The sequence below is a fragment of the Cardiobacterium sp. Marseille-Q4385 genome (genome assembly GCF_916618745.1).
In the GTDB taxonomy this organism is placed as follows: domain Bacteria; phylum Pseudomonadota; class Gammaproteobacteria; order Cardiobacteriales; family Cardiobacteriaceae; genus Cardiobacterium.
Genome location: NZ_OU745373.1, coordinates 2,593,733 through 2,616,593 on the forward strand (window position 1 = coordinate 2,593,733; position 22,861 = coordinate 2,616,593).

Here is a 22,861-nt window from a genome sequence, read left to right on the forward strand (position 1 = left end):
CGTATTAGTCAGGGGTGATGCTGCTGTTGATAGCCGCAAGTGCCGCCGCCGGATCTGTCGCCCGGGTGATGGGGCGACCGATGACAAGGTAATCGCTGCCAGCGGCAATGGCGGCTTCCGGGGTCATGACACGGCTTTGGTCATCGCTGGCTGCCCAAGCGGGACGGATACCAGGGGTGATGGTGAGGAAGGAGTTGCCATGGGTAGCTTTAACGGCAGCGGCTTCCTGAGCAGAACAAACAACGCCGTTCAGGCCACTGTCGGCGGCGAGAGCAGTCAGGCGAGCAACATGCGCTGCAAGCGGTTCTTCCACACCAGTCTCGCGCAGATCGGCGGCATTCATGCTGGTGAGAACCGTGACAGCAATGAGTAGCGGCGGTTTGGGGTAATGCGCCAAGGCATCGGCGGCGGCTTCGAGCATTTTGCGTCCGCCGCTCGCGTGCACGTTGACCATCCACACGCCCATATCGGCGGCAACACGGACCGCAGCAGCGACGGTGTTTGGGATATCGTGGAATTTGAGATCAAGAAAAATGTCGTGCCCTTGTTGGTGCAGGGTTTCCAGCAGTGCTCGCCCTTCGCGGGTATAGAGTTCTTTGCCTATTTTGAGGCGGCATTGCCCGGGAGCCAGTTGTGCGGCAAGACGCAGGGCATCGTCACGGTGATTGACGTCAAGGGCGACAAGAACAGGTCGGCGGCTCATCGGCTTTCTACTTTGAGTTCTAGCAATGGGCGGAAACTGCTCCAGGCGAAGCAGGCAGGGCAATGCCAAATAAGGTTTTGCTGGCGGAAGCCGCATTCGTTGCATTGGTACACGGTGCGCGGACGCACAAATTTGCCCGCACTTTGTGCCAGTGGGGCGTAGGTGTCACGGTAGTCCAGGTAGGCAGCCAGCAGCAGCGGTGTTTGTTTATCAGCCATACGCTGTTGCAGCAGGTCGGCAGCAGCCTCGCGCGAGGTAGTGGCAATGAGTTCGGCCAGCGCCAGAGTCAGGCGTGGATTTTTTTCGCGCACTTCGACGGTTTCGAGCCAGTTACGGTATTCGTCATCGCGAGCGATGGCGTGGTAAGCGTTGGCAATATCTGGCAGCACGTCGGGCAGTAGTTCCGCCGATTGCTCACCAATGGTTTGCAGGGCATGGATGGCATTGACGTATTCGCCGCGTCGCAGGAAGAGTTGGCCGCGCATCCGGTTGGCGCGGACGCAATCGCGGTCAGCAGCAAGTGCCTGAGCGAGTTGGTTGGCGGCTTCATCGTCAGCGCTGCGCGTCAGCGCCTGTTCGGCCAGCTCGCAATGGTAGTGAGACAGGGCCTTGCGACGTATGGCGTTATCTTGCGCGGGAAATTGAGCTGCAAGCGCGATGGCTTGTGACCATTGTTTGGTACGTTCGTAGATATGCGCCAGCGCAGGCAGGATATCGGTCTGGCGGTATTGTGCTTGCAGTAGGGCTTCAAAGAGGCTTTGTGCCTGACTGTACATACCGGCGGCGGTGTAGTCTTCAGCGAGTTCGTAATCGATGGCGAGACGCTGTGTGTCGCTGAGTTGTTCGTGGCTGCGCAGTTGGCGGTGCAGATGCAGGGCACGATCCAGTTCGCCACGTTTACGGAATAGGCTGCCGAGGGTAAGCTGGTTTTCCAGCATTTGCTGATCGAGATCCGCCATGTGGAGAAAAACGTCCACCGCGCGGTCAGTTTGGTCGTTCAGCAAAAAACCCACACCTTCAAAGTAGGCGGCGTGGGTCTTATTGGCGCGCCATTCCCGCGCCTCTTTGCGCATCGCCAGCCACCAGCCGGACCAGGCGGCCAGCGGCAGCAGCAGGATAATCAGCCAGTCCGCCATCAGGCAGCTTTCTGGTCAGCGTGAAATTGTGCCTGAATGGCCGCTTTTTCAGCGGCTGCGTGGTCTTGTTCCAAGCGGTATTGCAGGGATTTGGCACGCTGTTTCCAGTAGAAGGCTTTGAAACCAAAGAGGACAAGAATCATCAGTGCACCGAAAAGGAAAGACAGCAGCATGACAGCCACCAGCGGTAGATCAATACTACCCACGATGTAATTGACAGAAACCTTGCCGCTATTGAGCAAGCCGATGGCAGCAAAGGCGACGCACAGGATGATGGTAATCAGATAGCCCAACCATTTCATGGGTATGTCCTCTTGTTTATGAAGTAAAACCAAGCACGTCTGCCATGCAATAGAGCCCTGCCGGACGTTTGTCCAGCCAGATGGCTGCTGTCAGGGCGCCGCGTGCGAAGATACGGCGGTTGTTGGCGCGGTGAGTGAATTCCAGCCGCTCATCTTCCGTCGTGAAATACACCGTATGCTCGCCGATGATGTCACCGGCACGCAGTACGGAGAAACCGATATCGCCGGTCTTGCGGCGATTGGTATAAGGGTAGCGTTTTCGCGCTTCAAAGTCGCTATTTTGTGCCTGGGCGATCATTTCACCGATGCGCAATGCAGTACCGGAAGGCGCATCCACTTTATTGCAGTGATGGGCTTCGGCGATATCGACGTCCCAGTGCTGATAATCCAGCACTTCCGCGACGCGGCGGCTGACTTCAAAAAGAATGTTGACACCGAGACTGGTATTGGCGGCAAGCACGACCGGGATTTCCTGTGCCGCACGATGAATCCAGGCGGTAGTGTCATTATTGAAGCCGGTAGTGCCGATCATCAGCGGTTTTCTCAGCTTTTGGCAGACTGGCAAGATGGCGAGCGTTGCATCAGGGCGGGTGAAATCCACGACCACATCCACAGCAGCGCAGAATTGTTCGAGGTTACTGGTGACGCGTACGGTACAGTCGTGCGGTAGATCGGTTACGTCACAGAGGCGCTTGCCCGCCCATTCATGGCCATTGCGCACGGATGCAGCAGCGAGTTCTAAATCGGGGTGAGAGATAATTTCGTGGGCAATGGCTTGGCCCATTTTGCCGTTGATACCGTGAATGCCGATTTTCATGATTCGTCCTCTTGGATATTGCCGCAGTGTATGATGTTTTGATTATAGGGCTACACGAAAAGTGTGGCACCGATATTTTTGTCTGCACCGAAATCGGTAAGGAATGTATGAATAAAACCGCTGCCTGCCACCAGTCTTTTTACTTATGACGGAAAAAGAACGATTTGCCGACCTGATCGGTACGGTCACCCCCCTGCAAACGCCGCCGAGGGCGGAAGGCTTTGGCAGACGGGCGAAAATTTTACAGCGCCGCCGCATTGAAGCGCAACGTGTCCGTCATGCGGCGGATATTCGCGAAACGCTGTCCGTTAATCTGGCGCAGATTCCGGATGCCCGTTTTCGTGCGCTGTGTGCCGGGCGTCTGCCGCTTGCACGCGAGATTGATTTGCATGGTTTTTTTGTGGACGAGGCCTTGCGTTACCTCGGCGATATGCTGGACGAACGGCAAAACCGTCGCGAAGAATGCTGGTTGGTGGTGCATGGTAAGGGGCGCAACAGCCCGCACTACGATCGCGCCCCACTGAAACAGGCGATACTGGATTTGCTCTTGCGCCATCCAGCGGTGAATGCGCTGACCGGCGTACTGGATCAAGACGGCCTCAGCGGGGCGGTGTGTATTGAGGTCGGGATAGGCAGAACGGGGAGAAACCTGCGATAGGAAGCGGGTGCCAAGTTTTTCAGCTGCACGACGCTGGCCATCGCGCGCCTGCGGTCAACCGACCAGTTGATCAATGAGGTCTTTCGCAGCAATACCGCCGAAATAGAGCGCAGTGTCAAAGTCGGCAAAGGCAGCAGCGATAGCGTCGCGGCGGTAAGGGATGCCGGTCAGCCGTTTTTCGACATCGGCGATATCGCCCACGCCGAAGAAATCGCCGTAGATTTTGATTTCTTTGATGTTGCCGCCCTGTTCGACATTGAAGCGGAAATCCACCGCACCTTGCGGGTATTTGTGGTAGCGCTCACTGGTGAAGGCTGGGGAGCGGCCATAGTTCCAGTCCCAGTTGGCGAAGCGTTCAGCACGGATGGCCGCGACTTGTGCCCAGTCGTCGGCGCTGAGTGTGTATTCGGGTACGTCGGCACGGCTGTTTACGCCGAAGATGCGCAGGAGCAGGTGGTCACGAAATTCGCGCGTGTCCAGATGCTGGTAGGCGTCAGCGACGTAGGGACGGATGTTGGTCACGCGGCTGCGCACGGATTTGATGCCCTTCGATTCGATTTTGTCGGCGCGCGGTTTGAGGGCGGCAGTGACGGCGTCAAGGTCAGCGTCATAGAGGATGGTGCCGTGTGCGGTCATGCGGCCATTTTTGATGTACATGGCGTTGCCGGAGAATTTTTTGCCGTCAATAAGCAGGTCGTTCCGGCCTTCAAGTTTGGCGCCGGCGACGCCCATCTGGTGCAGGGCTTCGATGACGGGACGAGTGAAAACGCTGAAATCGCGTGCCGGGCCGTGTTCTTCCTGGATGAAGCAGTAGGAGAAGTTGCCGAGGTCGTGATAGACCGCGCCGCCACCAGACATGCGGCGCACGACGTGGATGCCGTGTTCTTCGACGTAGCGCTGGTTCACTTCTTCAACGGTGTTCTGGTTACGGCCAATGATGATGGAGGGTTCATTGATGTAGAAAAGTAGCAGCGGCTGGTCGGTGAGGCGGTTTTCAACGAGATAGGTTTCCAGCGCGATATTGGTGCGCGGGTCGGTGTTTTCCTGGTTGTCCACAAATAGCATGATGGGGTTCCTTTATGTAGATGTAGGGGGAAGGTTCATGATGATGCGGTATTGAGACGCTGGGGCGTTTTTTTGCGTGTTTTCCGGCTTATCAGCTTAACACGCCATCTCTACAATGCCCGACCTTCCTTCTGTTAGTTATGAGGTTTTTATTATGTTGAACTGGAAAGAATATCGGACTTGGCTTATGGGCAAACTGGGTGGTTTCAGCAAACTCAGCCCCGACACGATGAAGGGTTATCAAACCCTTGCCAAAGCCAATGGCGAAGGTGGCGTACTGGATGCGAAAACACGCGAACTGATTGCCATGGCTGTCGCAGTTACGACCCGTTGTGATGGCTGCATCACGGTGCATGCGGAAGCGGCGCGCAAGGTTGGCGCCACTGAACAGGAACTCGCCGAAGCGTTGGGTGTAGCTGTTGCCATGAATGCTGGTGCGGCAATGGTGTATTCCGCTCGCGCGCTGGATGCTTTTAATTCCGGAAATTAATTTTTAAGGAGTCTTTTATGTCGAAATCTTCCGCATTACTGGCGCTCGCCAGTTTGCTGGCTGGTGGTGCGGCGTTTGCCGAATCTACCCCGGTCAAGCAGGAGGGGAATCAGCTGAAAGCCTCGCAGGCCGCTTGTGGTGAAGGCAAGTGCGCGGCAGCAAATGCTGCGAAAACCGAGTTACCGGTGTGTGCTGAAGGGCAGTCTGCAGAAAAAGGCGATTGTCAGGCAGCATCTGCGTCCGCCCCCGTCCCAGAGAAGGGGCACGAAGGTAGCTGCGGTGGCGCAGCGAAGAGTGATGAAGGGGGCTGCGGCTCGAATATTCGCTGATGCGGGACGGCGGGGCAGCCCGCCGTTTTTTTTGCCCGGTGCCCGCCAAGCGAGACAAATACTGGGTTCGCCGCCAAGCGAGGTAAATGCTGGGTTTGCCGCCAAGCGAGATAAAACCTGGGGAGCCGCCAAGCTAGGTAAACACTGGGCTCGTCGCCAAGCGAGATAAATACAGGGCTCGCGCCAAGCGAGGTAAAACTTGGGCTCGCCGCCAAGCGGGGCAAACGCTGGGCTCGCCTCCAAGCGGAATAAACACTGGACTCGCCGCCAAGCGAGGTAAATGCCGGGTTTGCCGCCAAGCGGGGTAAATGCGGGATTCCCGAACGGCCATCAGCTGGTGTTGCCGGATATTTTTTGAGGATGTTTTATGTCAGCTTTTTGGGGTGCCGGGCTGGGTTATCGCCGCAGCCTCGGCAGTGCGATGGCAGCGTTGCCACCGGGTGATGCGTCCATTGATTTTATTGAGGTTGCGCCGGAAAACTGGCTGCATGTCGGCGGTGCTGCACGGCGTTTGTTTGACGCCGCATGTGAGCGCTGGCCGCTGGCTTGTCATGGTTTGTCGCTGTCTCTCGGTGGGCATGACCCGCTGGATATGTCACTGCTGGCAGAAATCAGGGCATTTATGGCACGTTACGGCTGCTCGTTCTTTTCCGAGCACTTGAGTTATTGCGGGCATAACGGACGGTTCTACGATTTATTGCCGCTGGCATTCACGACTGAAAACGTCCGCCATACTGCCGCCCGTATCCGGCAAACGCAGGATTTCCTTGGACAGCGGATCGCTATCGAAAACACTTCGTACTATTTGCATGCCCCGTATAGCGAGATGGACGAGGTGGATTTCCTTAATGCCGTAGCACGTGAGGCAGACTGCAATATTCATCTTGATGTCAATAACATTTATGTGAATGCCGTCAATCATGGACATGTCGCGCCGCGAGCCTTTATTGACCGCGTCGATTTGACGCGCGTTGTGTATCTGCATATTGCCGGACACGATGCAGAAAACCCGCGCCTGCTCATCGATACGCACGGTGAAGCGGTGCAGGATGATGTGTGGGATGTGTACGCCTATGCCTGTGCGCGTCTGCCCAGTCATTGCCCGACCCTGCTGGAACGCGACTTTAATCTGCCGCCGCTACCGGAACTGCTGGATGAAGTCGCCCGCATCCGCAGTATTCAACAGGGGGCAAAAAGTGAGTGACGAAAAACATTACCGTGACGCCTTTGCGGCTTCCTTGCGCAATATGGATGCCGAACCGCCTGAGGGGATTGGTGCGGCAGGGCTTGCAGTGTACCGCCGCCTGCTGCGGAATAATGTGTACAACTTCCTTGACCGCTGTTACGTCCGCACAGCCACCATGCTTGATTCTGCCGCCTGGAAAGAAGCAAAAGCCCATTTCATTACGCACGGGCAGGCGACATCGCCGTATTTTTCCGACATTCCGGCGCAATTTCTGGCGCATTTGCGTCATCACGCCTTGCTGGACGCGCGCCTGCTGGCAGTAATGGACGTAGAATGCCGCGAACTGGCCGCCGAAATCGCTACCGATGACCCCGCACCCCCTATTCTCATTGATATTGATGATGAAGCCTTCGACGACATCCGTCTCGCCCTGAGTGCAAGTGCCTCGCTGGCCGCCTATGACTGGCAAGTGCATGAAAATACTGTGTCGGCAGGCAGAACGTACAGCCTGGTATGGCGAGATCCTGCGGAACAGGTGCAATGCGCCGCCGTCAGCGCTGCCGATTTCTCCCTGCTGCAACAATTACACGATGCACCGGATTCCGTGAATACCCTCATCGCCGCATTGCGGGATTGCCTGGCAGATACCGAAGCCCAGCGCCTCCCCTTGCGTCATGCCTTGCGGCACTGGCTGGCTTTGGGGGTCCTCTACCCAGTTTGACCTGATGCCGGATTGCGCTACATTAAAGGGCCGCTATCATCATGAAAGGCTATGACAACCATGCTGCGCATCGTGGCAATCCTCCATAACCCCGCCGGCTCGACCGGTCACATCGGCAATATTTTGCAGGCACAACAGCACGAATTCCGCGTACTCTGCCCGCTTGCAGGTGATCCTCTGCCGGAAGCGGACAGTTTCGATGCAGCAATCGTCTTCGGTGGCAAGATGAGTGCCAATGATTGCAATACCCTGCCCGAACTGCTCGCGGAATTGTTGTGGATACGCAGCGTGGTCGAAAGTGGCAAACCCTTCCTTGGTATCTGCCTCGGCGCACAACTACTGGCAATGGCTTATGGCGGCAAAATTACCCGTCACGCCGAGCATGTTGTAGAAATCGGTTATTACCACCTCTATCCGACGGTCGAAGGATTCAGCGATATTTTTGCCAAGATGCCGGAGCGCTTTTTTCAGTGGCATAACGAAGGGTTTACCCTGCCGGAGGGCGCCATCAAACTGGCAGCCAGCGACGCCTTCCCCAATCAGGCTTTCCGGCTTGGCGAACGTGCCTACGGGTTTCAGTTCCACCCCGAGGCGACACCGGAACAAATCCGCTACTGGCACACTCGTGACAGTGAGGAATTATCCAACCCCGGGGCGCAAACCGTCGCCTCACAATGGACCTATCAGGAGCGATTTAATGAAGACATTCGCTGCTGGTTAAGCAGTTTCTTGGATGAATGGTTACGGAAATAAACGACGTATCCTATTGAACAGAAAAAAGAAAACCGTCCATTTGGGACGGTTTTTATTTTGGCATATGGCGTGCTTCATAAAGTAGTAATTAAATGTTAATTTTTGTATAATCGTGAAGAAACCTTCATGTATCTTGACATGAAGATACCAGTAACCCACTACCCATAAAAGGAATTAGCTATGGCAAAGCAAATCATCCTGGCCCTGAAAGACAACGCCGGTAACACCATCGGACAGTACAACATCAATACCGCGGGTAGTGCACAGCACATCCAGGCAATAGATGGCGTGTACTACCAGTTCACCGAGCAGGCAACCGGTATCGGTCCAGAAAGTATCATTACCGAGCGCGTAGGCGACAATCTGCTGGTGTCCTTTGATGACGGTACCGATCTTGTCATCGAAAACTACTTTACCCAGGGACAGGGAGCATTAGTCGGCACGCAGGCCGATGGTGGGTTCTTTGATTATCCCGTTGCTACTGCCCCGGAACATGTGCTGGCTTCCGAGATTGAAGCATCACAAGCCTTCGCTGCCGAACAGGGACAGCCTGTACTCGCCCCTCTAGGTGTTGCAGGCGGCATCGGCCTGATCGCTGCGGCTATCGGCATTGCGAAAAATAACCACGATGATGATGGCGACGACAGCCCCAGCAATCCCAACCCTATTCCGCCAGACAATATCGGGCCGCAACCTAATCCGAACCCGCAGCCGCCATCACCAAGCCCCAACCCAAACCCGCAGCCGCCATCACCAAACCCCAACCCAAACCCGCAGCCGCCATCACCAAACCCCAACCCAAACCCGCAGCCGCCATCACCGAATCCCAATCCCCAACCCGGACAAAATAAACCCGGCAGCGTGATCATCAGCGGCGACGCGCAAGTCGGCAAAACCCTGACGGCGACCGTTTCGGACGCAGACGGTGTACCGGCCAGCGGCATCACCTACCGCTGGCTGGCCAACGGTCAGGAAATCGGCACCGGACAAACCTACACCATCCAACCGGGCGACAAAGGCAAGACCATTACCGTCGAAGTGCGTTACACCGATAACGCGGGACATCAAGAAAACATCACCAGCCGACCAACGGCAGAAATTACCGACAGTACCACCCCGCCGCCGCCGGCGAACCACGCACCGACCCTAGAAGTCAGCGTGACCCTGCACCCAGAACAAGGACAGGCAACAGAAGGCCAACAAGTCGCGACCAGCCGTGGCGCTGACCAAGATGGCGACAGCCTGACCTACAGCCTGACCCCGAACAGCGACCCGAACGGCTACTACAGCATCGACCCGGCGACGGGCACCGTAAGCCTGACCGCCGCGGGCGCTGCGCACGTCAACGCGGGCGAAGACCTGCCGGCCGTATCCGTGACCGTCAGTGACGGCAAAGAAAGCGTGAACGCGAGCGGCAACGTGGACAAAACCATCGACACCCCGCAAGGCGAGGCGCCGAACGCCAACGACGACAACCTGGACGGCCTCAAAATAGGGGCAACCGCGACGATCAACGTCCTGACGAACGACCGGGATGCCCAGGGCGACATTGACCCGACGACCGTACAACTCCTGGACGGCAGCGGCAACAAAGTGAAGACCCTGGAAGTGAGCGGCGAAGGCACCTGGAAGGTTGCCAACGACGGCACCGTAACCTTCAGCCCGGCTGCGGGCTTTACTGGCAGCCCGACACCGGTCAAATACACCGTAAGCGACAAAGCGGGCCACGAAAGCGAGCCGGCGACCATCACCCTGACCTACGAAAGCGCAGCCGCTGACCCGGCGAAACCCGTCCTGGAAAAAGGCACGGGGGCAGAACAAGGCGGCGTGACCGTCACCCCGGGGGCGAACACCGACAAAGTCGACATCACCTACACCGACGAAGACGACAAAGCGCAGACCATCACCGTGAGCAAAGGCCCGGCGGGCCAATGGCTGGCGACGGGCGTGCCGGAGAACCAGGGCATCACCGTGGATGCCGCCACGGGTGCCGTCAAACTGCCGCCGGATGCGGTGAAAGACAACAGCCCGGTCCAAGCCGTGGCGCACAACGGTGGTAACCCGACGACGGCGAGCGAACAAATAACGTCCGATAACGACGGCATCACCCCGCCGCCGCCGGCGAACCACGCACCGACCCTAGAAGTCAGCGTGACCCTGCACCCAGAACAAGGACAGGCAACAGAAGGCCAACAAGTCGCGACCAGCCGTGGCGCTGACCAAGATGGCGACAGCCTGACCTACAGCCTGACCCCGAACAGCGACCCGAACGGCTACTACAGCATCGACCCGGCGACGGGCACCGTAAGCCTGACCGCCGCGGGCGCTGCGCACGTCAACGCGGGCGAAGACCTGCCGGCCGTATCCGTGACCGTCAGTGACGGCAAAGAAAGCGTGAACGCGAGCGGCAACGTGGACAAAACCATCGATACCCCGCAAGGCGAGGCGCCGAACGCCAACGACGACAACCTGGACGGCCTCAAAATAGGGGCAACCGCGACGATCAACGTCCTGACGAACGACCGGGATGCCCAGGGCGACATTGACCCGACGACCGTACAACTCCTGGACGGCAGCGGCAACAAAGTGAAGACCCTGGAAGTGAGCGGCGAAGGCACCTGGAAGGTTGCCAACGATGGCACCGTAACCTTCAGCCCGGCTGCTGGCTTTACTGGCAGCCCGACACCGGTCAAATACACCGTAAGCGACAAAGCGGGCCACGAAAGCGAGCCGGCGACCATCACCCTGACCTACGAAAGCGCAGCCGCTGACCCGGCGAAACCCGTGCTGGAAAAAGGCACGGGGGCAGAACAAGGCGGCGTGACCGTCACCCCGGGGGCGAACACCGACAAAGTCGACATCACCTACACCGACGAAGACGACAAAGCGCAGACCATCACCGTGAGCAAAGGCCCGGCGGGCCAATGGCTGGCGACGGGCGTGCCGGAGAACCAGGGCATCACCGTGGATGCCGCCACGGGTGCCGTCAAACTGCCGCCGGATGCGGTGAAAGACAACAGCCCGGTCCAAGCCGTGGCGCACAACGGTGGTAACCCGACGACGGCGAGCGAACAAATAACGTCCGATAACGACGGCATCACCCCGCCGCCGCCGGCGAACCACGCACCGACCCTAGAAGTCAGCGTGACCCTGCACCCAGAACAAGGACAGGCAACAGAAGGCCAACAAGCCGCGCCCAGCCGTGGCGCTGACCAAGATGGCGACAGCCTGACCTACAGCCTGACCCCGAACAGCGACCCGAACGGCTACTACAGCATCGACCCGGCGACGGGCACCGTAAGCCTGACCGCCGCGGGCGCTGCGCACGTCAACGCGGGCGAAGACCTGCCGGCCGTATCCGTGACCGTCAGTGACGGCAAAGAAAGCGTGAACGCGAGCGGCAACGTGGACAAAACCATCGACACCCCGCAAGGCGAGGCGCCGAACGCCAACGACGACAACCTGGACGGCCTCAAAATAGGGGCAACCGCGACGATCAACGTCCTGACGAACGACCGGGATGCCCAGGGCGACATTGACCCGACGACCGTACAACTCCTGGACGGCAGCGGCAACAAAGTGAAGACCCTGGAAGTGAGCGGCGAAGGCACCTGGAAGGTTGCCAACGATGGCACCGTGACCTTCAGCCCGGCTGCTGGCTTTACTGGCAGCCCGACACCGGTCAAATACACCGTAAGCGACAAAGCGGGCCACGAAAGCCAGCCGGCGACCATCACCCTGACCTACGAAAGCGCAGCCGCTGACCCGGCGAAACCCGTGCTGGAAAAAGGCACGGGGGCAGAACAAGGCGGCGTGACCGTCACCCCGGGGGCGAACACCGACAAAGTCGACATCACCTACACCGACGAAGACGACAAAGCGCAGACCATCACCGTGAGCAAAGGCCCGGCGGGCCAATGGCTGGCGACGGGCGTGCCGGAGAACCAGGGCATCACCGTGGATGCCGCCACGGGTGCCGTCAAACTGCCGCCGGATGCGGTGAAAGACAACAGCCCGGTCCAAGCCGTGGCGCACAACGGTGGTAACCCGACGACGGCGAGCGAACAAATAACGTCCGATAACGACGGCATCACCCCGCCGCCGCCGGCGAACCACGCACCGACCCTAGAAGTCAGCGTGACCCTGCACCCAGAACAAGGACAGGCAACAGAAGGCCAACAAGTCGCGACCAGCCGTGGCGCTGACCAAGATGGCGACAGCCTGACCTACAGCCTGACCCCGAACAGCGACCCGAACGGCTACTACAGCATCGACCCGGCGACGGGCACCGTAAGCCTGACCGCCGCGGGCGCTGCGCACGTCAACGCGGGCGAAGACCTGCCGGCCGTATCCGTGACCGTCAGTGACGGCAAAGAAAGCGTGAACGCGAGCGGCAACGTGGACAAAACCATCGACACCCCGCAAGGCGAGGCGCCGAACGCCAACGACGACAACCTGGACGGCCTCAAAATAGGGGCAACCGCGACGATCAACGTCCTGACGAACGACCGGGATGCCCAGGGCGACATTGACCCGACGACCGTACAACTCCTGGACGGCAGCGGCAACAAAGTGAAGACCCTGGAAGTGAGCGGCGAAGGCACCTGGAAGGTTGCCAACGACGGCACCGTAACCTTCAGCCCGGCTGCGGGCTTTACTGGCAGCCCGACACCGGTCAAATACACCGTAAGCGACAAAGCGGGCCACGAAAGCGAGCCGGCGACCATCACCCTGACCTACGAAAGCGCAGCCGCTGACCCGGCGAAACCCGTGCTGGAAAAAGGCACGGGGGCAGAACAAGGCGGCGTGACCGTCACCCCGGGGGCGAACACCGACAAAGTCGACATCACCTACACCGACGAAGACGACAAAGCGCAGACCATCACCGTGAGCAAAGGCCCGGCGGGCCAATGGCTGGCGACGGGCGTGCCGGAGAACCAGGGCATCACCGTGGATGCCGCCACGGGTGCCGTCAAACTGCCGCCGGATGCGGTGAAAGACAACAGCCCGGTCCAAGCCGTGGCGCACAACGGTGGTAACCCGACGACGGCGAGCGAACAAATAACGTCCGATAACGACGGCATCACCCCGCCGCCGCCGGCGAACCACGCACCGACCCTAGAAGTCAGCGTGACCCTGCACCCAGAACAAGGACAGGCAACAGAAGGCCAACAAGTCGCGACCAGCCGTGGCGCTGACCAAGATGGCGACAGCCTGACCTACAGCCTGACCCCGAACAGCGACCCGAACGGCTACTACAGCATCGACCCGGCGACGGGCACCGTAAGCCTGACCGCCGCGGGCGCTGCGCACGTCAACGCGGGCGAAGACCTGCCGGCCGTATCCGTGACCGTCAGTGACGGCAAAGAAAGCGTGAACGCGAGCGGCAACGTGGACAAAACCATCGACACCCCGCAAGGCGAGGCGCCGAACGCCAACGACGACAACCTGGACGGCCTCAAAATAGGGGCAACCGCGACGATCAACGTCCTGACGAACGACCGGGATGCCCAGGGCGACATTGACCCGACGACCGTACAACTCCTGGACGGCAGCGGCAACAAAGTGAAGACCCTGGAAGTGAGCGGCGAAGGCACCTGGAAGGTTGCCAACGATGGCACCGTGACCTTCAGCCCGGCTGCTGGCTTTACTGGCAGCCCGACACCGGTCAAATACACCGTAAGCGACAAAGCGGGCCACGAAAGCCAGCCGGCGACCATCACCCTGACCTACGAAAGCGCAGCCGCTGACCCGGCGAAACCCGTGCTGGAAAAAGGCACGGGGGCAGAACAAGGCGGCGTGACCGTCACCCCGGGGGCGAACACCGACAAAGTCGACATCACCTACACCGACGAAGACGACAAAGCGCAGACCATCACCGTGAGCAAAGGCCCGGCGGGCCAATGGCTGGCGACGGGCGTGCCGGAGAACCAGGGCATCACCGTGGATGCCGCCACGGGTGCCGTCAAACTGCCGCCGGATGCGGTGAAAGACAACAGCCCGGTCCAAGCCGTGGCGCACAACGGTGGTAACCCGACGACGGCGAGCGAACAAATAACGTCCGATAACGACGGCATCACCCCGCCGCCGCCGGCGAACCACGCACCGACCCTAGAAGTCAGCGTGACCCTGCACCCAGAACAAGGACAGGCAACAGAAGGCCAACAAGTCGCGACCAGCCGTGGCGCTGACCAAGATGGCGACAGCCTGACCTACAGCCTGACCCCGAACAGCGACCCGAACGGCTACTACAGCATCGACCCGGCGACGGGCACCGTAAGCCTGACCGCCGCGGGCGCTGCGCACGTCAACGCGGGCGAAGACCTGCCGGCCGTATCCGTGACCGTCAGTGACGGCAAAGAAAGCGTGAACGCGAGCGGCAACGTGGACAAAACCATCGACACCCCGCAAGGCGAGGCGCCGAACGCCAACGACGACAACCTGGACGGCCTCAAAATAGGGGCAACCGCGACGATCAACGTCCTGACGAACGACCGGGATGCCCAGGGCGACATTGACCCGACGACCGTACAACTCCTGGACGGCAGCGGCAACAAAGTGAAGACCCTGGAAGTGAGCGGCGAAGGCACCTGGAAGGTTGCCAACGACGGCACCGTAACCTTCAGCCCGGCTGCGGGCTTTACTGGCAGCCCGACACCGGTCAAATACACCGTAAGCGACAAAGCGGGCCACGAAAGCGAGCCGGCGACCATCACCCTGACCTACGAAAGCGCAGCCGCTGACCCGGCGAAACCCGTGCTGGAAAAAGGCACGGGGGCAGAACAAGGCGGCGTGACCGTCACCCCGGGGGCGAACACCGACAAAGTCGACATCACCTACACCGACGAAGACGACAAAGCGCAGACCATCACCGTGAGCAAAGGCCCGGCGGGCCAATGGCTGGCGACGGGCGTGCCGGAGAACCAGGGCATCACCGTGGATGCCGCCACGGGTGCCGTCAAACTGCCGCCGGATGCGGTGAAAGACAACAGCCCGGTCCAAGCCGTGGCGCACAACGGTGGTAACCCGACGACGGCGAGCGAACAAATAACGTCCGATAACGACGGCATCACCCCGCCGCCGCCGGCGAACCACGCACCGACCCTAGAAGTCAGCGTGACCCTGCACCCAGAACAAGGACAGGCAACAGAAGGCCAACAAGTCGCGACCAGCCGTGGCGCTGACCAAGATGGCGACAGCCTGACCTACAGCCTGACCCCGAACAGCGACCCGAACGGCTACTACAGCATCGACCCGGCGACGGGCACCGTAAGCCTGACCGCCGCGGGCGCTGCGCACGTCAACGCGGGCGAAGACCTGCCGGCCGTATCCGTGACCGTCAGTGACGGCAAAGAAAGCGTGAACGCGAGCGGCAACGTGGACAAAACCATCGATACCCCGCAAGGCGAGGCGCCGAACGCCAACGACGACAACCTGGACGGCCTCAAAATAGGGGCAACCGCGACGATCAACGTCCTGACGAACGACCGGGATGCCCAGGGCGACATTGACCCGACGACCGTACAACTCCTGGACGGCAGCGGCAACAAAGTGAAGACCCTGGAAGTGAGCGGCGAAGGCACCTGGAAGGTTGCCAACGATGGCACCGTAACCTTCAGCCCGGCTGCGGGCTTTACTGGCAGCCCGACACCGGTCAAATACACCGTAAGCGACAAAGCGGGCCACGAAAGCGAGCCGGCGACCATCACCCTGACCTACGAAAGCGCAGCCGCTGACCCGGCGAAACCCGTGCTGGAAAAAGGCACGGGGGCAGAACAGGGCGGCGTGACCGTCACCCCGGGGGCGAACACCGACAAAGTCGACATCACCTACACCGACGAAGACGACAAAGCGCAGACCATCACCGTGAGCAAAGGCCCGGCGGGCCAATGGCTGGCGACGGGCGTGCCGGAGAACCAGGGCATCACCGTGGATGCCGCCACGGGTGCCGTCAAACTGCCGCCGGATGCGGTGAAAGACAACAGCCCGGTCCAAGCCGTGGCGCACAACGGTGGTAACCCGACGACGGCGAGCGAACAAATAACGTCCGATAACGACGGCATCACCCCGCCGCCGCCGGCGAACCACGCACCGACCCTAGAAGTCAGCGTGACCCTGCACCCAGAACAAGGACAGGCAACAGAAGGCCAACAAGTCGCGACCAGCCGTGGCGCTGACCAAGATGGCGACAGCCTGACCTACAGCCTGACCCCGAACAGCGACCCGAACGGCTACTACAGCATCGACCCGGCGACGGGCACCGTAAGCCTGACCGCCGCGGGCGCTGCGCACGTCAACGCGGGCGAAGACCTGCCGGCCGTATCCGTGACCGTCAGTGACGGCAAAGAAAGCGTGAACGCGAGCGGCAACGTGGACAAAACCATCGACACCCCGCAAGGCGAGGCGCCGAACGCCAACGACGACAACCTGGACGGCCTCAAAATAGGGGCAACCGCGACGATCAACGTCCTGACGAACGACCGGGATGCCCAGGGCGACATTGACCCGACGACCGTACAACTCCTGGACGGCAGCGGCAACAAAGTGAAGACCCTGGAAGTGAGCGGCGAAGGCACCTGGAAGGTTGCCAACGATGGCACCGTGACCTTCAGCCCGGCTGCTGGCTTTACTGGCAGCCCGACACCGGTCAAATACACCGTAAGCGACAAAGCGGGCCACGAAAGCCAGCCGGCGACCATCACCCTGACCTACGAAAGCGTTCCGCTACCGCTAGATCCACCGACTTTCCAAACGGGTATTGGTGAATACGGCGATGCCTTTACTGTCACTCCGGCAACGGGGGCAACCAAGATGGTGATCGAGTATCAGGACGAAGGGACACCACCGGCTACACACACGGTAACGGTAACGAAAGATGCCAATACAGGTAAGTGGAGTGCCGATAGCAGCGGCTATGATGTGGAGGCCGATACTGGGAAGATCCGCTTTGAGCCAGATCAGGTGCTTGATGAAAGCAAGGTCACCGCTGTTAACAGCAACGCGACCCAAACCAGTTCGCCCGCTGAAATTACTACGGGTATTGATAAGAATGAACCCAGACCTGAAAAGCCTGATGTCCAAGAGGGCGAGGAACAGGGCAGCGTCGTTATCACGCCGAAAGAACGTACTGACAGTCTAGATATTTCATATACGGACGAGGCTACAGGTACCGAGAAAAGGGTTACGGTTAGCAAGGCTAATGATGGTTGGAAACTGGATGGTGATCCGATTGAAGGCATCACGGTAGATGCGGAGACCGGCAAGACTACTCTGGCAGCCAAAGTGGTGCAGGATGGCAGTACCGTCTCAATATCAGCTATTAGCATTCATTCAAGCTTCCAGGGAGAAACCAGCTTCGTTGCAGGTAACAATCCGCCGACGCTTGCCGATCCGGAGCAACCACTTGTAGCTAAAGATGCGGATGCAGAGCAGGGCGGTGTCACCATTACCCCGCAGGGTAATACCGACAAGGTGGTGATTACTTATAAAGACGAACAGAACGCTGATCACACCATTACCGTGACGAAAACAAGCGGTCAATGGACGGCGGAAGGTGTTCCTGACAATCAGGGTATTACTGTAGATGCCGCAAGCGGCGCCGTAAAACTGCCACCGGATGCCGTCGGGGATAAGACGGAAGTCAAGGCTGTCGCTCACAATGGCACAAATCCGACTACAGCGGAAAATATCGTTACAAGTGATGTGGATAACACCGCGCCGCAACCGCCTCAACCTTCATTTACACAGCCAGCCTTGGCCAAGAGCGAAGGTGCTGAGCAGGGTGGTGTAACCATTACACCGCCGGATGAAGCGACCTATCTGCGTGTGGATTACGAAGGTAACGGGCAAGTAAGAAGCCTGACCCTCACCCGTGCCGATGCCTCCAGTCCATGGCAGGTACAAGACGGTACGCAGAAGCCAGCAGGTGTTGATTTTGATGCCACAAGCGGTGTGGTGAAAGTCGCTCCGGCAGCTGTAGATGACAACACCACTCTAAGCGCTATTGCCGGTAAAGGCACTGCGTACAGTGATCGTGTTTCCGTCACGACTGATCCCGATAGCGGTACACCGCAGCCGGTCGAGGCCGAGCTGACTCTGAGTGGCGATGGCAACGTCGTCGAAGGTGAAAGCGCCGCTTACACCTTGACGCTCAATAAGGCAGCAGATAGTGATGTGACGGTTACCGTGACCATCAAGCATGGCACAACCGATGATGGCAACGTCAAGACAGAAACCCGCTCCATCACCATCCCGAAAGGAGAGACCGGTCATAACTTTGAAGTGGCGGCGCTGGATAACGACAGTTATCAGCCGAACCGTACTTTCAATGTCAGCGTGGAAAGTGTCACCGGTGCGGTGAACAAGGCGGAAGCGGTAGAAACCACCATCGCCGATAATGATCCGCCGCCTGCCCCGACACTGGCAGCGGGCAGCGAGAATGGCAGTGTGGTGGTGACACCGCAGACAGTTGGCGGCATCAAGAGTCTGGTCATTACTTATCGTGATAATGACGATAACGAACAGACGCTGACCGTTACCCGCAGTGACAACGGCAAGTGGACGAGCGCTGATCTGCCACGCGACAACATCAGCCTGGACGAAAATAGCGGTGTCGTCACTCTTGGCGGCAAGGCGCTAAAAGATGGCAGCCCGGTCAGCGCGCACAACGACTCCGAATATAAGGAAGGTAGCAGTGCCAGCCTGAATGCGGGCTATGACAACGGTCAGGCGCCGGTGAATCAGCCGGGTAGCGTAATCATTGACGGTGAAGCCAAAGTCGGCAGTGAGTTGACGGCAAAAGTCAGCGATGGCAACGGCTTTGCGGAAGATAGTGTCCAGTACCAATGGCTGCGTGACGGGGAACCGATCTCTGCGGCGACCAACAAGGCCTATACGCTTACCAATGACGATGCTGGACACAAGATCAGTGTCCACGTCGAATACACCGACAATATAGGTACTGCGGAAAAACCGACTAGCGATGCGCAAGATGTGCCGAATGTTCCGCCAGCCAATGAAAACCACGCACCGACCGATATCACGCTGGATACGGTTCGTGTCAGCGAAGGTAAAGTAGGGGTAGCCGTTGGTAAACTGAGCACAACGGATCAGGATACAGCGGACACGCACACCTACACGGTGAGCGACGAACGCTTTGAAGTAACGGCTGACGGTACGTTAAAGCTGAAAGCGGGCGAATACCTCAATTACGCCAAAGAGCAAACAGTTACACTGAAGGTCACGACAACCGATAATCACGGTGCTGCGTTTACCAAAGACATTACCTTGGAGGTGGTGGACGATCCGAACTTCCCGGCGACTTCAGCAAATGCCAAAGGTGGAACGTCCTTCACAACTAATTCCGGATTTCCGCAAGTTGGTGAAACCTTGACCGCTTCCATCTTTGATAGCGATGGCATTGATCATAGCGTGCCGAAATATACCTGGTTTGTGGATGGTAGCCAGGTTGGGCAAGGAGAAACATACGTTGTTAAAGCTTCTGATGCAGGTAAGCGCATCAAAGTGAGAGCGGAATACGTTGACGATGCCGGGCATATTGAAAATGTTGAGAGTTTTGCAGCATTAGTCGGCGGTAAACCGAAACCGCCTGCGCAAAATCATGCACCGACCGATATTACCCTGGATGTAACCCAAGTTATCGAAGGTAAAGACGGTGTGAAAGTCGGCAAGCTGACCACCACAGACGAAGACAAGGGTGATACGCATACCTACACGGTAAGCGATAGCCGCTTTGAAGTGGTTGACGGTACATTGAAGTTGAAAGCTGGTGAGTATCTCGACTTTGCCAAAGAGCCGACGGTCAAACTGACGGTTACGACCAATGACGGTCATGGAGGCACATTCGAGAAAGAATTTACCCTGCAAGTACAGGATGATCCGGACTATCCGGCAACCCCGCAGCCGCCGCAAAATCATGTCCCAACCGACATTGACCTAGGTGCTACCCAAGTGATGGAGGGCAAAGACGGCGCAGAAGTCGGCAAGTTGACCACAACGGACGAAGATAAGGGTGATACGCATACCTACACGGTTAGCGACAGCCGCTTTGAAGTTGTTGACGGAATGTTGAAGCTGAAAGCCGGTGAGCATCTCGACTTTGCTAAAGAGCCGACGGTCAAACTGACGGTTACAACTGATGATGGACATGGCGGTACTTTCAGCAAGGAATTCACCTTGCAAGTACAGGACGATCCGGCCTATCCGCCTGTGGTGGATAATGGCAGCATCACCATCAGCGGTACGGCAAAAGTCGGCGAAACGCTGACGGCTAATGTGGTTGACCCTGATGGCGTTGCCGAAGATGCCATCCGCTATCAGTGGCTGGCCAACGGGGAACCCATCGATGGTGCGACGGAGAAGACCTACACCCTGCGTTCCAATGATGTGGGCAAGAGCATTACCGTCAAGGCTGAATATGATGACAATATCCAGCATCATGAAAACCCGGGTAGTGAAGCCACAGGCAAAGTCCAGGGAGATGGTGTTGATCCTACGGTCAGCTTGATCGGTCCGGGCGAAGTTCCGGAAGGTGGAAAAGCCACTTATACAGCCATGCTGGATAAGGCAACGGATCATGATGTGACGGTTTCCCTTGATTTGAACTATTACCTTTCAGGTGCCAAAGATGGATCCATTAGTCTGAGTAATAAGCAGGTCACCATTCCCGCCGGAGAAACCCGAGCAACCTTCACTGCATCGGTTGATGACAATAACGAAGTCAATGACAGGCCGGAGAATCCGTCCACCGGACGCTTCGGCATTGAGATTACCGGTGCGTCCGGGGCAAAGGTTAACGATGCTGCCAAACAGCTCAAGGCTCTGGTGATTGATGATGAGGCCGCCTTGCCGAGTCTTACCCTCAACACCGATCAACCGTCCCTGACGGAAGGCGGAACGGCGACCTATACGGTCACCCTGAGCAAGGCGACAGATCATCCGGTCAGTGTCGACATTGATTTTGTTCCCTTTGCCCTTGGTATAGAAGTGCAAAACGCCTCCGATAATGACGTGACACTAAGCACTAAACACGTCACTATCCCGGCGGGAGAAACCCAGGCCACCTTTACGGTTACTGCCAATGCAGATAGTACGGCGGAAGGTGTGGAAGGTTTTTCCATCAATCTGATCAACCCGAAGGGCGCTACGCTTGAACATGCTCCGAGGGCTTCCTCTGCCCAAAACGACTCGGTGTACAGCACTATTGCCGATAGTGACGGTGAAGCAGTCGTTTCCCTGGTCGGCAGAGACGCTGTCGTGCGTGAAGGTGAGGGTATCGGCTACAAGCTGCAGATGAACAAGGCGGTGGATCACGATGTGCGCGTAACCGTTGAGTTCGGCGGAGGCGAGTATGCTTCCTTTAAGGAAGGCGATCAGCAGACGTACGTCATTTCGAAAGGCAAAACCAGCGTTGATTTCACGCTGACGACTCACGACAACAACGTAGCGCAGAGCTATCACGGTGGTCTTCAAGTCGCCATTAAAAGTGCCGAAGGGGCAAGAGCCATTACCGATGTGCGCTATAACGTAAATATCCTTGACAACAATCCGCCGGTAACGCCGACGATAGTACGGGATGAAAAGACCGGCGATATCAGCATTACTTCCGGCATGAATCTATCAAATCCGGCGAACCGGGATAGCATGAACCAGCTGACCTTCATGGAAATCCATTTCACTGATCCATCGGGTCAGGCATATAAGCTGATTACACAGAAAAATGTTCATGGCGTAACGGAATGGGCCTTTGATGAGGTCTACACCGCATCACCGGCAAGCGGTATTACCCTGAATACCCAAACAGGTACCGTGACCATTCCGGCACATATGCTGAAAGCAGGCAGTGAAGTCACCGCGCAGAACTGCAACGATGCCTACGGTAGTGCCAACAGTGAAGTAGCGACCGTGAAAGCTGGAGAAGCACCACAGGCACCGCATATTGCGCCGGAACAGCCACTCGTTGAGCATAACCATCTTGCCGATGATGTGCAGGATGTCGGCCACGAACAGCATGATGCGGACAGCGATAATGCGTCTGAAAGTGCGGAGCATACCGCTCAGGGCACATTGCACCTCAGCCCGGAAATCAACGCGGCAGATTACAGCCAGCTGGTCAATATGGAAGGAGAGGATATCCTCAACTACCTCGGTCAGCACAGTGCAGAAATCCTTGCCAAGACAACGGATAGCGGCAGCCTGCAGAACCTGCATGGCAGTGATGGTGACGATATCTTTGTCGCCGCACATGGTGCACATCAGTTCAGCGGCGGCAAGGGTGCGGATACCTTCGCCTTCCTCTTCGATGGCAACGACGGGCATGGAGACAAGATCCTTGACTTCAACCCGACAGAAGGTGATCGCATTGTCTTTGCAGGCGAACACTTGGCTGGTGCAAAACTGACACTGGAAGAACACGGCGAAAGCCAACGCCTGAGCATCAGTGACAGCGAAGGCCATACCCAGACAGTGGATATCGTCGGCACCAACGGCAAGTTGAGCGAAAAAGACATTCTCACACATGTGAAAGTCATGACGCCGCAGGGTTACGATGAACCTGCTTACAGCAGCAACTACAACCCGCATCTGGAAGATGACCATAATCACGGCAACAACTTCTGACCATAAACAACAGCCGCCCGCTTGCGGGCGGCTATAACCACGCGCTTGCTATGGGAAAACCGTA

The 22,861-nt window shown here is 58.0% G+C and carries 12 protein-coding genes; 7 read left to right on the forward strand and 5 right to left on the reverse strand.

What is annotated here, in order from left to right; genetic code table 11:
- Nucleotides 1–4: 4 nt before the first annotated feature.
- From pyrF to dapB, 4 genes are read right to left on the reverse strand one after another with little or no spacing between them, the layout of a single operon-like run.
- Nucleotides 5–703 (reverse strand): orotidine-5'-phosphate decarboxylase, encoded by a 699-nt coding sequence (pyrF, locus tag LG374_RS12310; protein ID WP_225757972.1) that lies wholly within the window; start codon nt 701–703, stop codon nt 5–7.
- A complete protein-coding gene (locus LG374_RS12315; RefSeq protein ID WP_225757973.1) occupies nt 700–1,839 on the reverse strand; it encodes a lipopolysaccharide assembly protein LapB in 1,140 nt (379 codons plus the stop codon). Before LG374_RS12315 ends, pyrF begins: the two co-directional genes overlap by 4 nt.
- Nucleotides 1,839–2,141 carry a lipopolysaccharide assembly LapA domain-containing protein gene (locus tag LG374_RS12320; RefSeq protein ID WP_006986687.1) on the reverse strand — a complete coding sequence of 101 codons (303 nt, stop codon included), beginning with the start codon at nt 2,139–2,141 and terminating at the stop codon, nt 1,839–1,841. The genes LG374_RS12315 and LG374_RS12320 overlap by 1 nt, the downstream gene beginning before the upstream one ends.
- Before the next feature lie 16 nt (nt 2,142–2,157).
- Entirely contained in the window at nt 2,158–2,958 is an 801-nt protein-coding gene (gene dapB, locus LG374_RS12325; protein WP_225757974.1) for a 4-hydroxy-tetrahydrodipicolinate reductase, read from the reverse strand.
- A 145-nt stretch (nt 2,959–3,103) separates the two neighbouring features.
- On the opposite strand from dapB, the gene LG374_RS12330 reads away from it, so the two are divergent.
- The gene (locus LG374_RS12330; protein ID WP_225757975.1) at nt 3,104–3,616 is read left to right on the forward strand and encodes a Smr/MutS family protein; all 513 of its coding nucleotides are present in this window, start codon (nt 3,104–3,106) and stop codon (nt 3,614–3,616) included.
- Between the two features lie 54 nt (nt 3,617–3,670).
- Here LG374_RS12330 and LG374_RS12335 read toward each other — a convergent pair whose 3' ends face one another.
- Nucleotides 3,671–4,681, reverse strand: a complete 1,011-nt coding sequence (locus LG374_RS12335) for a lipoate--protein ligase (protein WP_225757976.1) — start codon at nt 4,679–4,681, stop codon at nt 3,671–3,673.
- Between the two features lie 154 nt (nt 4,682–4,835).
- Here LG374_RS12335 and LG374_RS12340 point away from each other — a divergent pair, with 154 nt between their 5' ends.
- From LG374_RS12340 to LG374_RS12365, 6 genes are all read left to right on the forward strand, one after another.
- Nucleotides 4,836–5,171 carry a carboxymuconolactone decarboxylase family protein gene (locus tag LG374_RS12340; protein ID WP_225757977.1) on the forward strand — a complete coding sequence of 112 codons (336 nt, stop codon included), beginning with the start codon at nt 4,836–4,838 and terminating at the stop codon, nt 5,169–5,171.
- Nucleotides 5,172–5,188: 17 nt separating this feature from the next.
- Nucleotides 5,189–5,500 (forward strand): hypothetical protein, encoded by a 312-nt coding sequence (locus LG374_RS12345; protein WP_225757978.1) that lies wholly within the window; start codon nt 5,189–5,191, stop codon nt 5,498–5,500.
- Between the two features lie 367 nt (nt 5,501–5,867).
- Complete coding sequence (locus LG374_RS12350) at nt 5,868–6,704, forward strand: DUF692 domain-containing protein (RefSeq protein ID WP_225757979.1); 837 nt, start codon at nt 5,868–5,870, stop codon at nt 6,702–6,704.
- Nucleotides 6,697–7,407, forward strand: a complete 711-nt coding sequence (locus LG374_RS12355; RefSeq protein WP_225757980.1) for a putative DNA-binding domain-containing protein — start codon at nt 6,697–6,699, stop codon at nt 7,405–7,407. The genes LG374_RS12350 and LG374_RS12355 overlap by 8 nt, the downstream gene beginning before the upstream one ends.
- Nucleotides 7,408–7,458: 51 nt before the next feature.
- On the forward strand, nt 7,459–8,160 hold the full coding sequence (locus tag LG374_RS12360) for a gamma-glutamyl-gamma-aminobutyrate hydrolase family protein (RefSeq protein WP_225757981.1): 702 nt from the start codon (nt 7,459–7,461) through the stop codon (nt 8,158–8,160).
- Between the two features lie 180 nt (nt 8,161–8,340).
- A complete protein-coding gene (locus tag LG374_RS12365; protein ID WP_225757982.1) occupies nt 8,341–22,797 on the forward strand; it encodes an Ig-like domain-containing protein in 14,457 nt (4,818 codons plus the stop codon).
- Nucleotides 22,798–22,861: the final 64 nt, after the last annotated feature.